The organism is Paracoccus shanxieyensis (genome assembly GCF_009711265.1).
GTDB classification, from domain to species: Bacteria; Pseudomonadota; Alphaproteobacteria; order Rhodobacterales; family Rhodobacteraceae; genus Paracoccus; species Paracoccus shanxieyensis.
On the sequence record NZ_WMII01000001.1, the window covers coordinates 283,661 to 298,976 of the forward strand.

Annotated in this window: 17 protein-coding genes, 1 pseudogene and 2 riboswitches; of the genes and pseudogenes, 12 read left to right on the forward strand and 6 right to left on the reverse strand. The window is 67.3% G+C overall.

Annotated elements, in window-relative coordinates:
- Window position 1 precedes the first annotated feature (1 nt).
- The 3 genes from rsfS to GL284_RS01450 all read right to left on the reverse strand — a co-directional run bounded on the left by rsfS (window position 2) and on the right by GL284_RS01450 (window position 1,261).
- Window positions 2–430 carry a ribosome silencing factor gene (rsfS, locus tag GL284_RS01440; RefSeq protein ID WP_341870269.1) on the reverse strand — a complete coding sequence of 143 codons (429 nt, stop codon included), beginning with the start codon at window positions 428–430 and terminating at the stop codon, window positions 2–4.
- Between the two features lie 100 nt (window positions 431–530).
- A complete protein-coding gene (locus GL284_RS01445) occupies window positions 531–764 on the reverse strand; it encodes a hypothetical protein (protein ID WP_155042861.1) in 234 nt (77 codons plus the stop codon).
- 128 nt (window positions 765–892) lie between these two features.
- The gene (locus GL284_RS01450) at window positions 893–1,261 is read right to left on the reverse strand and encodes a hypothetical protein (RefSeq protein ID WP_155042862.1); all 369 of its coding nucleotides are present in this window, start codon (window positions 1,259–1,261) and stop codon (window positions 893–895) included.
- A gap of 288 nt (window positions 1,262–1,549) precedes the next feature.
- On the opposite strand from GL284_RS01450, the gene leuC reads away from it, so the two are divergent.
- Window positions 1,550–2,986, forward strand: a complete 1,437-nt coding sequence (leuC, locus tag GL284_RS01455; protein WP_155042863.1) for a 3-isopropylmalate dehydratase large subunit — start codon at window positions 1,550–1,552, stop codon at window positions 2,984–2,986.
- Here the strand turns inward: leuC and GL284_RS01460 are convergent.
- A complete protein-coding gene (locus GL284_RS01460) occupies window positions 2,967–3,584 on the reverse strand; it encodes a hypothetical protein (protein WP_155042864.1) in 618 nt (205 codons plus the stop codon). The genes leuC and GL284_RS01460 overlap by 20 nt on opposite strands.
- A gap of 90 nt (window positions 3,585–3,674) precedes the next feature.
- Between GL284_RS01460 and leuD the strand changes: the two genes are divergently transcribed.
- The 6 genes from leuD (at window position 3,675) to bluB (ending at window position 7,228) form a co-directional block, all read left to right on the forward strand.
- Window positions 3,675–4,280, forward strand: a complete 606-nt coding sequence (leuD, locus tag GL284_RS01465) for a 3-isopropylmalate dehydratase small subunit (protein WP_155042865.1) — start codon at window positions 3,675–3,677, stop codon at window positions 4,278–4,280.
- Complete coding sequence (locus GL284_RS01470) at window positions 4,271–5,302, forward strand: endonuclease/exonuclease/phosphatase family protein (RefSeq protein WP_155042866.1); 1,032 nt, start codon at window positions 4,271–4,273, stop codon at window positions 5,300–5,302. Before leuD ends, GL284_RS01470 begins: the two co-directional genes overlap by 10 nt.
- 43 nt (window positions 5,303–5,345) lie before the next feature.
- A riboswitch (cobalamin riboswitch) is annotated at window positions 5,346–5,531 on the forward strand.
- A gap of 36 nt (window positions 5,532–5,567) precedes the next feature.
- Window positions 5,568–5,744, forward strand: coding sequence for a CbtB domain-containing protein (locus tag GL284_RS01475; protein WP_155042867.1), 177 nt, complete (start codon window positions 5,568–5,570; stop codon window positions 5,742–5,744).
- On the forward strand, window positions 5,744–6,442 hold the full coding sequence (locus tag GL284_RS01480; RefSeq protein ID WP_155042868.1) for a CbtA family protein: 699 nt from the start codon (window positions 5,744–5,746) through the stop codon (window positions 6,440–6,442). Before GL284_RS01475 ends, GL284_RS01480 begins: the two co-directional genes overlap by 1 nt.
- A gap of 13 nt (window positions 6,443–6,455) precedes the next feature.
- On the forward strand, window positions 6,456–6,605 hold the full coding sequence (locus GL284_RS01485; RefSeq protein ID WP_155042869.1) for a hypothetical protein: 150 nt from the start codon (window positions 6,456–6,458) through the stop codon (window positions 6,603–6,605).
- A complete protein-coding gene (gene bluB / locus GL284_RS01490; RefSeq protein WP_155042870.1) occupies window positions 6,605–7,228 on the forward strand; it encodes a 5,6-dimethylbenzimidazole synthase in 624 nt (207 codons plus the stop codon). The genes GL284_RS01485 and bluB overlap by 1 nt, the downstream gene beginning before the upstream one ends.
- On the opposite strand, the gene GL284_RS01495 is transcribed toward bluB, so the two are convergent.
- Together GL284_RS01495 and cobO are read right to left on the reverse strand one after the other, a co-directional pair.
- Window positions 7,225–7,785, reverse strand: coding sequence for a manganese efflux pump MntP (locus tag GL284_RS01495; RefSeq protein WP_155042871.1), 561 nt, complete (start codon window positions 7,783–7,785; stop codon window positions 7,225–7,227). The genes bluB and GL284_RS01495 overlap by 4 nt on opposite strands.
- Before the next feature lie 258 nt (window positions 7,786–8,043).
- A complete protein-coding gene (cobO, locus tag GL284_RS01500; RefSeq protein ID WP_155042872.1) occupies window positions 8,044–8,652 on the reverse strand; it encodes a cob(I)yrinic acid a,c-diamide adenosyltransferase in 609 nt (202 codons plus the stop codon).
- A gap of 39 nt (window positions 8,653–8,691) precedes the next feature.
- A riboswitch (cobalamin riboswitch) is annotated at window positions 8,692–8,886 on the forward strand.
- Window positions 8,887–8,961: 75 nt separating this feature from the next.
- On the opposite strand from cobO, the gene GL284_RS01505 reads away from it, so the two are divergent.
- The 5 genes and pseudogenes from GL284_RS01505 (at window position 8,962) to GL284_RS01525 (ending at window position 15,314) form a co-directional block, all read left to right on the forward strand.
- Window positions 8,962–9,312, forward strand: coding sequence for a DUF1636 family protein (locus GL284_RS01505; protein ID WP_155042873.1), 351 nt, complete (start codon window positions 8,962–8,964; stop codon window positions 9,310–9,312).
- 3 nt (window positions 9,313–9,315) lie between these two features.
- Window positions 9,316–10,350 (forward strand): cobalamin biosynthesis protein CobW, encoded by a 1,035-nt coding sequence (cobW, locus tag GL284_RS01510; RefSeq protein WP_155042874.1) that lies wholly within the window; start codon window positions 9,316–9,318, stop codon window positions 10,348–10,350.
- 9 nt (window positions 10,351–10,359) lie between these two features.
- Window positions 10,360–13,497: a cobaltochelatase subunit CobN gene (gene cobN, locus GL284_RS01515; protein WP_155042875.1), complete on the forward strand. Its 3,138-nt coding sequence runs from the start codon at window positions 10,360–10,362 to the stop codon at window positions 13,495–13,497.
- 41 nt (window positions 13,498–13,538) lie between these two features.
- Window positions 13,539–13,688, forward strand: a pseudogene (locus tag GL284_RS21435) (precorrin-3B synthase); the annotation flags it as partial.
- Between the two features lie 999 nt (window positions 13,689–14,687).
- Window positions 14,688–15,314, forward strand: a complete 627-nt coding sequence (locus tag GL284_RS01525; protein ID WP_155042979.1) for a precorrin-8X methylmutase — start codon at window positions 14,688–14,690, stop codon at window positions 15,312–15,314.
- Window positions 15,315–15,316 lie beyond the last annotated feature (2 nt).

Here is a 15,316-nt window from a genome sequence, read left to right on the forward strand (position 1 = left end):
TTCAGTTCTGGCGACGCGCTTCTTCGGCAGCGTGATCCGCCCGCATCCGGTCCAGCGTGGCCGAGCGCAGGGCATCTGCGGGCATCCACATCTTTTCCAGCTGATAGAATTCGCGCACTTCGGGGCGGAAGACATGGACGATCACATCGTCGGTGTCGATCAGCACCCAGTCGCCGGTTTCCTTGCCTTCGATCCGCGCGCTGCGGCCGGTCTGTTCCTTCAGACGCTGCACCAGCTTTTCGGCGATGGCGGCCACCTGACGCGACGAGCGGCCCGAGGCGATCACCATGTGATCGGCCATGGCCGAACGACCGCGCAGGTCGATGGTCACGACCTCTTCGGCCTTGTCGTCATCAAGCGAGGCAAGAATGCGTTCCAGTAACTGATCGCTGGTCAGTCCCGGATCTGCGGCGGTCGCTGCCGGCGGAATTGCCGGCGAGACGGTATTGGACAGGGGTTCATCCTCCGGTCTTCGCGCCGCTATCCCCCGGCGCTTGGGTCGCCCCAATGTAACATGGAATCCCGCCCGCTCAATCCGCAGCGGATGTATTTCTGGGCAGGTTTGCGGCGTGACAGGCGGAAAGCGGCATATTTGCCCACAGATCCGGGCAGCGGACCAGACCTTCGGCCCAGGCCAGTTGCCGGGTTTCGACGCGCGCCATCTCTCGGGCGCGGTCGTTGGGGGTGTCGATCACGAAGACCGCAAAGGTGAAAATCGCCACCAGCATCAGCGGCATCACCCGCAACGCAACCCGAATCATCATCGCCCGTCCCCGTGTTTGTTCTGCCGCGAAGCTTAGCGATCCGGCGTTGACATGGAATTAACGGCTGCGTGCGCGCGGCCCTGAGCGAGAACTGGCCGGTCCCGGGGCAGTCCCGGAACTGGCCGGTGCTAGAACATCTCGGGCCGGGGAAACCGCGTGCCTTCGGGAATCGGCGGAAAGGTCGAGCGATAGACGGTGTATTCCTTGCATTCCGGATCGCCCATCATGTCCTTGCCGGTCAGGGTGCATTCCGCCTGAATCCGCGTGCCGTCCTGCAGCCGGAAGCCGACATCCGCCAGGGGATCGTCGATCTGATACTGCCCCTTGCCGAAATGGTTCTGCCCCGCAAGGATGACCAGATCATCCAGCTTGCTGCCGCCGGGATAGAACATCAGCGTGATCTTGCCGCCATCCGGTTTGGTGCCGGTCAGGTCGGTGGGAAAACACCCGGCCAGCGCAAGCAGGGCCAAGGCGGAAAAGGTCCAGACAGATCGCATCAACGTCGCTCCAAAGGGTCGCTGATCCGGGTCTAGGCGCAATTCACCAAGATTGTGCTAACGCGGCTTCAATATTGCCTGCCGGGCGAAACAGGCCTAAATGTCATCCCATGCAAGGATTCGTCTATTTCGATATCCATGACCGCGCCCGCCTGCCGGGTCGGTTCTACGGCGAAAGCCTGTCCGTCACAGCACGACTTTGACGGCTGGCGCGGCATGTCCCGCGCCGATGGCCGATGGACGGCCGCCTTCACGACATTCCAGCTACTCTTTCGGAAAGAGAAAGCCATGACCGGCAATACCAACGCGGGCGCGCCCCGCACGCTGTATGACAAGATCTTCGACGCCCATATCGTGGACCGTCAGGAAGATGGCACCTGCATCCTGTATATCGACCGCCATCTGGTCCACGAAGTGACCAGCCCGCAGGCGTTCGAGGGTCTGCGCATGGCAGGCCGCAAGGTGCGCCGCCCCGATCAGACCATCGCCGTGCCCGACCATAACGTGCCCACCACCGCCGACCGCGTGAACGGCATCGAAAACCCCGAGGGCCGCATTCAGGTCGCCGAACTGGACAAGAACGCCCGCGCCTTCGGCCTGAACTATTACCCGATGAACGATGTGCGTCAGGGCATCGTGCATATCGTCGGCCCCGAACAGGGCTGGACCCTGCCCGGCATGACGGTCGTCTGCGGCGACAGCCACACCGCGACGCATGGCGCATTCGGCGCGCTGGCGCATGGCATTGGCACGTCCGAGGTGGAACACGTTCTGGCAACGCAGACGCTGATCCAGAAGAAATCCAAGAACATGAAGGTGGAAATCACCGGCCGCCTGCTGCCCGGCGTCACCGCCAAGGACATCACGCTGGCGGTGATCGGCAAGACCGGCACGGCGGGCGGCACCGGCTATGTCATCGAATATTGCGGTCAGGCGATCCGCGACCTCACGATGGAAGGCCGCATGACCGTGTGCAACATGGCGATCGAGGGCGGCGCCCGCGCCGGGCTGATCGCGCCCGATGAGACCACCTTCGCCTATTGCATGGGCCGCCCGCACGCGCCGAAAGGCGCGGCATGGGAAGCCGCCGTGACCTGGTGGAAAACGCTGTTCACCGATGAGGGCGCGCATTTCGACAAGGTCATCACCATCCGCGGCGAAGACATCGCTCCGGTCGTCACATGGGGCACCAGCCCCGAGGACGTGGCCGCGATCACCGACCGCGTGCCCGCCCCCGAGGATTTCGAGGGCGGCAAGATCGAAGCCGCGCGCCGCAGCCTTGACTATATGGGCCTGACCCCCGGCACGCCGCTGAACCAGGTCAAGATCGACGCCGTGTTCATCGGCTCCTGCACCAATGGCCGGATCGAGGATCTGCGCGCCGCCGCAGGCATCCTGAAGGGCCAGAAGCTGGCCGAGGGCGTGCGCGGCATGATCGTCCCCGGCTCGGGCCTTGTGCGGGCGCAGGCCGAAGAGGAAGGGCTGGACCAGATCTTCATCGAGGCCGGGTTTGAATGGCGTCTGGCGGGGTGTTCGATGTGTCTGGGCATGAACCCCGACCAGCTTGCGCCCGGCGAACGCTGCGCCGCCACGTCGAACCGCAACTTTGAAGGCCGGATGGGCCGGGGCGGGCGCACGCATCTGATGTCGCCGGTCATGGCCGCCGCCGCCGGGATCAAGGGTCACCTGACCGATGTGCGCGAATTCATGGCCGAGAAGGTCTGACCTGCGCGTGGTGGCGGGGCGTATTGCTCCGCCGCAGCAGCAGCAAGGCATTCAGGTCGATCAGCAGAAGTCCGGCATTCTCGAACAGGAAGTTGAACTTGATACTGGCGAAATCCATGCTGATGAGTTGGTCCACATGATGGAACCCCACCGCGCGCACCAGCACGAAACCGCACAACACGGTCAGCCCGATCAGGGCCAGACCGTTTCTGGCCATGCGCCCCCGCAGCGACCGCAGGGCAACGATCAGCACGACCAGCGTGACGGCAATCAGCACGCCGATAAAGCCAAGCTGCACCCAGAAACGTTCGTCATACCAGCCCTGCACCCGCGCGGCGCAGCGGCCCGTGGCGGTCAGCGCGGTCTGCAGGTCAAGCTGCTTGTTCAGCGCCAGAAACGCCAGCAGCCCGGCAATGGTGATCCAAAGTCCGCGCGCCAGTCCGGCGGGATTGCGGCGCAGCACCAGCACGGCCAGCACAAGGCTCAGCAGATAGGACAGCACCGTCAGCCAGCCGGTGATCTCGGGATCGCCAATGGTGGGGGTCCAGTCCTGCGCCACGCAGGTCCGCAGGGCAGAGAAATCGGCAAAACCAAACATCGTAAACATACTCCTGACGGCAAGACGCGCCGTCACCCAGCAATTAAACGGCCCCCCGCGCGGGTCGTCAATTCTCTCGCGAGGTAACAGATGGACAAGTTCAATACCCTGACCGGCATCGCAGCCCCCATGCCGCTGGTCAATATCGATACCGACATGATCATCCCGAAACAGTTCCTGAAGACGATCCACCGTTCGGGTCTGGGCAAGAATCTGTTCGATGAGATGCGCTATGACGCACAAGGCAACGAACTGCCCGATTTCGTGCTGAACCAGCCCGCCTATCGCGACAGCCAGATCATCGTCGCGGGCGACAATTTCGGCTGCGGCTCGTCGCGCGAACACGCGCCATGGGCGCTCTTGGATTTCGGCATCCGCTGCGTGATCTCGACCAGCTTTGCGGACATCTTCTTCAACAACTGCTTCAAGAACGGCATCCTGCCCATCGTCATGCCGCAAGAGGTCGTCGATGCGCTGATGGAGGATGCCCGCAAAGGCGCCAATGCCCGCATCACCGTCGATCTGGAAAACCAGACCGTCACCACCTCGGACGGGCAGTCCTTCCCCTTCGAGGTCGACGCCTTCCGCAAGCATTGCCTGCTGAACGGTCTGGACGATATCGGCCTGACCATGGAGAAGGCCGCGAATATCGACACCTATGAGGCGCAGATGGCGCAAAGCCGTCCTTGGGTCTGAAAGCCGCTCTGATCCTGCTGGCTCTGGCCGGGGCCGCCTCGGCCCAGCCTTTGCGCGTCGCCACCTATGACCCCGGCCTGTCGCGCAAGGGGCCGGGGCTGCTGCTGCGCGATCTGACGCGCGAGGATGCGCAGATCGACGCGGCCATCGCCGTCATCGCCGAGGCCAGGCCCGATATCCTGCTGCTGACCGGCATCGACTGGGACCATGACGGGCTGGCCCTTGCGGCGCTGCGGAGGCGGCTGCAGGCGGCGGGCGTGGATTATCCGCACAGCTTTGCCGCCCGCCCGAATGCCGGGATGCCCGCGCGGCTGGATCTGGATCAGGACGGACGGCTGGGCGGTCCGGGCGACAAGCAGGGCTTCGGCTTTTTCACCGGACAAAAGGGCATGGCGATCCTGTCGCGCCATCCCATCGGCCCGGTCACCGATTACAGCGATGTGCTGTGGCGCGACCAGCCCGGCCAGATAATGCCGCCGACGCCCGCCGATGTGGCGGCGGTGCAGCGCCTGTCCTCGGTCGGGCATTGGGACGCGACGATCATGGTGGCGGGCAAGCCGCTTCACCTGCTGGCCATGGCGGCGACCCCCCCGGTCTTTGACGGCCCCGAGGATCGCAACGGTCGCCGCAATCACGACGAACTGGCCTTCTGGCAAAGCCATCTGCCCGATGCGCCCTTCGTGCTGGCGGGCAAGCTGAACCTTGATCCCGCCGATGGCGATGGCCGCCCGCAGGCGCTGCAGGCGATGCTGGCCCATGTCACCGACACCCTGCCCCGCAGCGATGGCGGCGCGGCGGCGCGGGGCGGCGTGAACGACAGCCATAAAGGCGATCCGGGGCTGGACACCGCCAACTGGCCCGCCGACCGGATGGGCAATCTGCGGGTCGATTATGTGCTGCCCGCGAAGGCGCTGCCTGTGCTGGGATCGGGCGTCTTTTGGCCCGCCGAGGGGCCAATGGCCGACACCGCGCGCACGGCCTCGGCGCATCGTCTGGTCTGGGTGGATCTGGACTGGCCGTGACATGCGGGCGGTGAAATTTCTTGCCGCAGCCCGATGCGGGATTATAACGTCTTTGTGTATCGGTCCCCGTGAAGGGGTCAAAAGGGAATTTCGGTGAAACTCCGAAGCCGCCCCCGCGACTGTCAGCGGAGAGCGCGCGCCCATCACGCCACTGGCCCCTTGGGCCGGGAAGGCGGGCGCCGCGCATCGACCCGCAAGCCAGGAGACCTGCCGATGCGTGAACCGCAATGCCGTCGGGACGGACGGCTGACAGGAAAGGGTCACCATGACCACGCACACGACGACCGCAGGCAGGACCGCCTCGGGATCCATCCTTCTTCCGGCCATCGCGGCCTTCGCGATCGGCTTTGGCCTGATCTTCATGACGGGGCTGGTGCAGGCGGACACGCTGCACGATGCCGCCCATGACGTGCGCCACGCCACCGGCTTTCCCTGCCACTGATGTTTTCGCGCATCCTGACCAGCGGGTTGATCGCTGGCGCTGCGACCGGGTTGATTGCCGCCCTGTTGCAGCTTTGGTTCGTGCAGCCGGTGCTGCTGCATGCCGAGCTTTATGAATCCGGCCAGCTGATCCATAACGGCGCGCAGGCCGTCAGCGCCCATCAGCCGCCGGGCGATTTCGAATGGACGCGCAATCTGCTGTCGGTCCTGTTCACCATGCTGACCTATGCCGGCTACGGGCTGATGCTGACCGCGCTTCTGGCGGTGGCCGAGGCGCGCGGCCATGTCGTCACGGCGCAGCAGGGGCTGATCTGGGGCATTGCCGGGTTCGTGACCATGCAGCTTGCCCCCGCTTTCGGCCTTGCCCCCGAGGTGCCGGGCGTCGCCGCCGCCGATGTGGGCCAGCGGGCGATCTGGTGGCTGGGCACGGCTGCCGCGACCGGCGTGGCGCTGTGGCTGATCGCCTTTGGCCGCAGCGCACTGACATGGGGGGTGGCGGTGGTGCTGATCCTTGCCCCGCATGTCATCGGTGCGCCGCAGCCCGACGCCTATGCCGGAACCGTCCCGCCCGAGCTTTCCGCCGAATTCGCGGGCCGGGCGCTTGGCACCGGGCTGATGGCATGGGCGATGCTGGGGCTGGCCGTCGCGTGGTTCTGGCAGCGCGACACCGCCCACGCGGCCCTGCCGCAGACCGCGTAAAGGGGCCTGCCGCATGGACCGTTCAATCGCGATGCTGCTGATCGGGCTGATCTTCGGCTTCGGTCTGGGCTTTGTCGTGGCCGCGGCCAACGGGATCACGCTGGACGGCCATGATCAAGCCCAGGATCACGGCGCTGGCGAAACCCAGCAACACCAGCACTGATGCATTGCGACGAACCGGACATCGCGGCGCTGCAGCGCATTCTGCGCTGGCGGCGCGATGTCCGGCATTTCCGCCCGGACCCGATCCCCGAGCCGCTGATCGCCCAGTTGCAGGCGGCGGTCGAGCTTGCCCCCTCGGTCGGCAATGCCCGGCCATGGCGCATCGTGCGGGTCGATGATCCCGCGCGCCGCGCCGCCGTGGCGGAGAATTTCGCCGCCTGCAATGCCCGTGCCGCAGAACGCTATCACGGCCAGCAGCGCCGCGATTACGACGCGCTGAAGCTGGCGGGGCTGAAGGCCGCACCGCTGCAACTGGCGGTCTTTACCCAGATCGACCCGGAAACCGGCCATGGGCTGGGCCGCGCGACCATGCCGCATACGCTGCGCCAGTCCACTACCATGGCGATCCATACGCTGTGGCTGGCGGCGCGGGCCCGCAATCTGGGGCTGGGCATGGTCTCGATCCTTGATCCCGCGCGCATCGGGCCATTGCTGGATGTACCCGAGGATTGGGAATTTGCCGCATGGCTGTGTCTGGGCTGGCCGGAATTCACCGATGACACGCCGCTGCTGCACCGTGCGGGCTGGCAGGAAAACACCGCCCCGCCATGGTCCCGGCGCTAGGCGGCCGTCAGGTGCTGGATCAGGATCAGCGTGCCCAGCCCGATCAGGGCCAGCCCGCCGCATGCCTCGATGACGCGGCCGAAGCGGTGGCCCAGATAGCGCCCCACCAGCATCCCGGTCGAGGACATGACCATCGTGGCGCAGCCGATGGCCAGCGCGATGACCACGATGTTCACGTCCAGAAAAGCCAGCGACACCCCCACCGCCATCGCATCCAGCGAAGTGCCGATGGCCGTCGCCACCACCGCCCAGAACGACGCGGGCGCCGGGGCCTGATCCCTGTCCCTGCCAAGCGCCTGCAAGCCCATATGCACGCCCACCGCCCCCAGCAGCGCAAAGGCGATCCAGTGATCCACCGCCTGAACGTATTGGCTGGCGGCCATGCCAAGCGTCCAGCCGATCAGCGGGGTGATCGCCTCGATCACGCCGAAGATCATGCCGGTGCGGATGGCACGGCCAAAGCCTGCGCGTCGCGTCGCGGCGCCCTTGCCCAGAGATGCGATGAAGGCATCGACAGACATGCTGATGGCCAGAACGCCGATGGTGATCGGGGACATGTGCGGTTCCTTGGGGCTGATCCGGGCGATGGACGGACCCCGCCCGCAGGGTCCCATCGCCACGGTCTTGCAAAGCCACGAAGGCCGGATACGCCACGCGGAATGTCTCCGCGAGCCTATTGACGCATCCCCGCCAAATCCGTGGCGGTCGCTACTCCCCGATGGCGGCCGGATACAGGGGTGCGGAAATATTGTAAAGCAAAAACAACTACTTATAAATGCGTCTCATGTGCATCTGGCGTGGCCGCCGGCGCGGGCTCAGAATTCCACGCCGGCCTGTGCCTTGATGCCGTCGCGAAAGGGATGCTTCAGCGCCTCCATCTCGGTCACCAGATCGGCGATTTCGATCAGCTCGGGCTTGGCATTGCGCCCGGTCAGCACGACATGGGTCATCGGCGGCTTTTCATCCCGCAGGAAGGCCACCACCTCGGCCACGTCCAGATAATCATAGCGCAGCGCGATGTTGATTTCGTCCAGCAGCACCATGCGGATGGCGGGATCGCGGATCAGGGTCTTGGCCTTGTCCCAGCCCGCCCGCGCGGCAGCGATGTCGCGCTGCCGGTCCTGCGTGTCCCAAGTGAAGCCCTCGCCCATCGCGTGAAACTGGCACAGCCCGCCGAAATGCGTGGTCAGCAGGCGCCGCTCGCCGGTGTCCCACGCGCCCTTGATGAACTGCACCACCGCACAGGGCATGTCATGCGCGATGCAGCGCAGGATCATGCCAAACCCGGCCGAGGACTTGCCCTTGCCCTTGCCGGTATGAACGATGATCAGCCCCTTTTCGCCCTGTCTGTCCTGCATCATGCGGTCGCGCGCGGCCTTGACCTTGGCCATTTTCGCGGCGTGGCGGGCATTGTCGTCGGACATGTCGGTAGCCTTTGCTTGACAACGGGGCGGCGCGCAGCCACAGACTCGGGCCGCGCTGGTTCCTGTCCTTAGGGCAGGTGAAAAGGGAATGCGAGACAAACGCAGCCGCCCCCGCGACCGTGACCGGAAAGGTCGGCCCGATGCCACTGGCACATCTGCCGGGAAGGCGGGCCGCCCATGGGCCCCAAGCCCGAATCCGCAAGCCGGGAGACCTGCCAGCGACGGATAATGACCGGCGGACGGGGTGTTCCTGCTGGGGTTCGGGCGCGATGGCGCCCTGCCTCATGCCGCCAAACGTAAGGAAGGCGCATGACAGTCACGCTGCATGTCTGCATCACCTGCCGCGCCGGACAGCCGGTCGCGGAGGGCCATCCCGTTCCGGGCCAGCGCCTGCATGACGCGCTGACGGCGGCCGTGCCCGCGGGCGTGCGCATCCAGCCCGTCGAATGTCTGTCGGCCTGTTCCAACGGCGCGGCGATCGCCCTGACCGGGCCGGATCGCTGGACCTATGTCTATGGCCAGATGAGCGCCGAAGACGCCCCGCAGATCCTTGAAGGCGCGGCGGCCTATGCCGCGACCGATGACGGCATCGTGCCGTGGCGCGACCGCGTGACGATTTTCCGCAAGCGCAGTTTGGCGCGCATTCCTCCGATTGGGTAAGACATGACCGACCTGACCAAGACCCCCGTGACCGTCATCACCGGCTTTCTGGGCGCGGGCAAGACCACGCTGATCCGGCATCTGATGACCAACCCGCAGGGCAAGCGGCTGGCAGTGCTGGTCAATGAATTCGGGACCGTTGGCGTCGATGGCGACATCCTGAAATCCTGCGCCGACGAAAACTGCCCCGCGGAAAACATCCTTGAGCTGTCCAATGGCTGCATCTGCTGCACCGTCGCCGACGACTTCATCCCGACGCTGGAAAAGCTGATGGCGATGCCGCAAAAGCCCGACCATATCCTGATCGAGACCTCGGGTCTGGCGCTGCCGAAACCGCTGCTGAAGGCATTTGACTGGCCCGCCATCCGCTCGCGCATCACCGTGGACGGCGTGATCGCGCTGGCCGATGCCGAAGCCGTGGCCGCAGGCCGCTTCGCCCCCAATGAGGCCGCCGTTCAGGCGCAGCGCGAGGCCGATGACAGCCTTGACCACGAAACGCCGCTGTCCGAAGTCTTCGAGGATCAGATCGCCTGCGCCGATATCGTGCTTCTGTCCAAGGCCGATCTGGCCGGCGAGGCCGGTCTGGCCGCAGCCCGCACGGTGATCGAGGCCGAGGCGCCGCGCAAGCTGCCGATCCTGCCCCTGACCGATGGGGTGATCGACCCGCGCGTGATCCTTGGGCTGGGCGCCGCCGCCGAGGACGATCTGGATGCGCGGCCCAGCCATCATGATGGCGCCGACGACCACGAACACGACGATTTCGACAGCGTGGTGATCGACCTGCCCGACATCGCCGACCCCGCCGATCTGGTCACCCGGATCCAGCGGCTGGCGCGCGAGCAGAACATCCTGCGCGTCAAGGGCCATGTCGCCGTCGCAGGCAAGCCGATGCGCCTGCTGGTGCAGGCCGTGGGCGGCCGCATCCGTCACCAATACGACCGCCCGTGGGGCGATCAGCCGCGCCTGTCGCGCCTTGTGGTCATTGCCGAACATGACGACATCGACCCGGCCGCGATCCATGCCGTGCTGATCGGATAAGGGGGCGATTTGCACGTCATCTTCCGCGAAACCCTTGGGCTTGACGACACCGAGATCCCCACGGATCCCGGCCAGAGCCCCGCCGATCTGGTCGTGCTGTCCTATTCCGACAGCGACCTTGGCGCGTTCGCGGCGGGTTGGCGGCGGGGCGGGCTGCCCGCGCTGCGACTGTGCAATATCGCGGCGCTGCGCCACCCGGTCTCGGTCGATCAGTATTGCGAGGCGACGCTTTCGGGCGCGCGCGCCGTGCTGGTCCGCCTGATCGGAGGCGAGGCCTACTGGCCCTATGGTGCCGCCAGCCTGCAGGATCTGGCGCGGCGGCGTGGCATCGCGCTGGCGATCCTGCCCGCCGATGGCCGCCCCGATCCGGTGCTGGACCGGCTGTCCACCCTGCCCGTTCCGGTGCTGCGGCGGCTGTCGGCGCTTTGCGACGAAGGCGGGGCGGTGGCGGCGCAGATGGCGCTGGCGGAACTGGCCCGCGCGGCGGGGCTGGACGTGCCGCAGCCGCAAGGCCAGCCCGTGCTTCCGCCATGGGGCTTTTACGACCCCGACCATGGCGTCGTGGCGCGCCCTTTGCCCGGCGACCGGCGCGTGCTGGTCGGGTTTTACCGCAGCTATCTGACCAGCGCCGATCTTGGCCCGGTCGATGCGATGATCCGCGCGCTGCGCGCCGAAGGCTTTGCCGCGACCGGGGTTTTCGCGCCCTCGTTGAAGGTGCCGGGCCTTGCGGACTGGCTGGCGCCGCATCTGCCGGGGCTGGCGGCGGTGGTCAACATGACCGCCTTTTCCGCGCGCGACGATGCGGGGGCCACGCCCTTTGACGGCGCGGATTGCCCGGTCTTTCAGGTGGCGCTGTCCACCGCCCCCCGCGCGCTGTGGCAGGCCGAAGAGCGCGGCCTGTCGGCGGCCGATCTGGCGATGCATGTGGTCCTGCCCGAGGTCGATGGCCGCATCTTCCTTGGTGCCGTCAGCTTCAAGGAGCCTCAGCCGCGCGATCCCGATCTGCAGTTCTCGCGCATGGTGCATGCGCCGGATGCCGCGCTGATCCAGGCGGCGGTGGCGCGCATCAAGGCGTGGCACGGGCTGCGTCAGCCTGCGCGCCGCGCGGTGGTGCTGTCGACCTATCCCGGCAAGCCGCATCAGCTGGCCCATGCCGTCGGGCTGGACGCGCTGGCATCCTGTGGGGAAATCCTTGGCATTCCGCATCAGGACCTGGGCCAGCGCCTGCTTCACGAACGCATCGCATGGCAGGGATACGCCACGGCGCTGGAAACCCTGCCCGCCGCGCTGCGCGCCGATCTGCAGGCGGCGTGGGGCGATCCGCCGGACAGGCTGCAATTTGCCGCGATCCGCAGCGGCCGCGCGCTGATTGCCCTGCAACCCGAACGCGGCGACGCCCAGACCCGCGCCGAGCATTACCACGATCTGTCGCGCACGCCGCGCCATGAATATGTCGGGTTCTATCTGTGGCTGCGCGGCCAGACCGATGCGCTGATCCATATGGGCGCGCATGGCACGCTGGAATGGCTGCCGGGCAAGTCGGTGGCGCTGTCGGGCGACTGCTGGCCGCAGGCGCTGCTGGGCGATCTGCCCGTCATCTATCCCTTCATCGTCAACGATCCGGGCGAGGCGGCGCAGGCCAAGCGCCGCCTGTCCGCCGTGACGCTGGGCCATGTCCCGCCGCCAATTGCCGAGGCCGCGACACCGGAAAACCTGCTGCATCTGGAACGGCTGCTGGATGAATATTCCACCGCCGACGGGCTGGACCCGCGCCGCCGCGACCGCCTGATCACAGCCATCCGCGACGAGGCCCGCGCCGCCGGGGTCGAGGCCGATCTGGGCCTGCCCGCCGCCGCCTCGGCGGCCGAGGCGATCCCGCTGATCGACCGCTTCGTCTGCGACCTGAAGGAAAGCCGCTTTGGCGAGGGGCTGCATGTCTATGGCACGGCGCCGGGGGAAATGGACGGGCTGGACCGCGCGCTGGCGGGGCGGTATGTGGCCCCCGGCCCCTCGGGCTCGCCCGCGCGGGGGCGGCTGGATGTGCTGCCGACGGGGCGCAACCTTTACACCGTCGATCCCCGCGCCGTGCCGTCCCGCGCCGCCCATGCGCAAGGCGTGAAACTGGCCGAGGAGCTGCTGCGCCGCCATCTGCAGGACCATGGCGACTGGCCGCGCGGGCTGGTCGTCGATCTGTGGGGCAGCGCCACCATGCGCACCGCCGGTGAGGAATTCGCCATGGCGCTGCATCTGGCCGGGCTGGCGCCGCGCTGGGATGCGGGTTCGGGTCGGGTCGCGGGGGTCGAGATCCTGCCGCTGGCGGAACTGGGCCGGCCAAGGATCGACGTGACGCTGCGCGTCTCGGGGCTGTTTCGCGACGTGTTTCCGGGGCTGGCGCAACTGTTTGAAACCGGGGCGGATGCCTTGGCCGCGCGGCAGGAAACCGTGCAGGACAACCCCTATCTGGCGCGCGGCCCCCGGGTCTTTGGCCCAAAACCGGGGCTCTATGGCCTTGGCATCACCGAACTGGCCGAGACCTTTACCGATGCCGCCCGCGCGCAGGCGGGCGAGGCATGGCTGGCCGCGTCGTCCCACGCCATCGGGGCGGATGGGAGCGTCACGCATCAGCCGCAGGCGATCCGCGACCGGCTGGCCGGGGCGGATGCCTTTGTCCATGCACAGGATCTGCCGGAATCCGATCTGCTGCTGGCCAGCGACTATGCCGCGCATGAGGCGGGATTTGCCGCCGCCATGGCGCGGATCGGTGCGCCCGCGCCTGCGCTTTACCACCTCGACGCCACCCGCCCCGATCAGCCCCGCGCGCGCCTTCTGACCGAGGAAATCGCCCGCGTCACCCGCGCCCGCGCGGCAAACCCCGCATGGGCCACCGGCATGATGGCGCATGGTTTTCGCGGGGCAGCCGAAATCGCGGCGACGCTGGACCATATGGCCGCTTTCGCCAATCTGGCCGGCGTGGTGCCGGGGCATCTGTTCGATCTGTATCATCAGGCCACGCTGGAACGGGCCGATCTTGTGGCCTTCATGCAGCGCGAAAATCCGGCGGCGCTGGCGGCGATGCGCGACATGTTCGCACGGCTTCTGGACAGCGGGCTTTGGGTCACGCGCCGCAATTCGGTGCTGGCGTCATGAGCTTCGATATCAGGGGATGGTGTCCGGGCGCGCTGCGGCCCATGGTCTCGGGGGATGGGCTGGTGCTGCGCATCCGGCCCCGCAATGGCAGGCTGGATGTGGAACAGGCGCGGGCGATTGCCGCGCTGTCGGCGCAGCATGGCAACGGGCTGATCGACCTGACCAGCCGTGCCAATCTGCAATTGCGCGGGCTGGACGCGAAGGGGCATCGCGCGGCGCTGATCGCCTTGGGCCGGATGGGCCTGCTGGACGCCACCGAACGGGCCGAGGCACAGCGCAACGTGATCTTGCAGCCCTTTGCCCCCGTGGGCGGCGCGGGCTGGCAACTGGCCGCGGATCTGGCCGCATGGCTGACCACCGACGCGCCGACGCTGCCGGGCAAGTTCGGCTTTGCGGTGGACGATGCGCCGCCCGTGCTGTCCGACGCGCCCGCCGACATCCGCCTGATCCCCGGCCCCAAGGGCTGGCAGGCATGGCCCGAGGGCGCGGCGTGGTTTCTGCCCGGCGGGCTGGAGGCCGCGCAGGCGCTGGTGGCATGGTTTCTGGCGGAAGACGGCGTCGACGCCGAGGGACGCGGACGGATGCGCGATGTGACATCCCGCGCGCACCCGCCCGCCGGGGCCTGTCATGCGGCAAGGCCCGCGCAGGCCCCCCCGGTGCAGCCGGGCGAGGTCGCGCAAGGCTTGCTGCTGGGATTTGCCTTTGGCCAGATCACCGCCGAGCAACTGGCAGCCGTGGACGCGCCGCTGCGGTTGACGCCCTGGCGGATGCTGCTGCTGGAAACGCGGACGCAGGCGCGGATCTTGGGGGCCATCAAGGCCCCCGGCGATCCGATGCTGCGCATCTCTGCCTGCACCGGCGCGCCCCGCTGCCCGCAGGGTCAGGCGGATGTGCGCGGTCTGGCGCGCCGACTCGCGCCATATCTGGCCCCATATCTGGCCCCGCATCCGGGCCCGCATCCAGACCCGGCCTTCCACGGGCGCAGCCTGCATGTCAGCGGCTGCAGCAAGGGCTGCGCGCAACGCAGCCGCGCGGATATCACGCTGGTCGCGCGCGGCACCGACCGCTTTGCCTATATCCCGGACGGACGCGCCGGGGACGCGCCGGAACGTCTGCTGAAAGCGCGCGATCTGATGCGCTTGCTCGCGTTCCCGGCCCATGACATGACCCCCGAAAACCAAGACAGGCCCATGCACAGCTATGAAACCGACGGGGCGGCGATCTATCGCCAGTCCTTTGCCACGATCCGGGCCGAGGCCGATCTGACCCGCTTTTCGACCGATGAAGAACCCGTCGTGGTACGCATGATCCATGCAGCCGGGCTGGTGGGGCTGGAACGCGACGTGGTGTTTTCGCCCGGCATGGCGCAGGCGGCGCGGGCCGCGCTGGCCGCAGGCGCGCCGATCCTGTGCGATGCGCGCATGGTCAGCGAAGGCATCACCCGCCCGCGCCTGCCCGCGGGCAACCGCGTGATCTGCACCCTGCACGATCCGCGCGTGCCGGATCTGGCGGCCGCCATGGGCAACACCCGCAGCGCCGCCGCGCTGGAACTGTGGCGCGAGGATCTGGCAGGCGCGGTGGTGGCCATCGGCAACGCGCCGACGGCACTGTTTCATCTGCTGAACATGCTGAAAGACCCCGCCTGCCCGCGTCCCGCCGCCATCATCGGCTGCCCGGTGGGCTTTGTCGGCGCGGCGGAATCCAAGGACGCGCTGATGGCCGATCTGCCGGTGCCCGCGCTGATCGTGCGCGGGAGGCTGGGCGGCTCGGCCATCACGGTCGCCGCCATCAACGCGCTGGCCAGCTGGAAGGAATGACC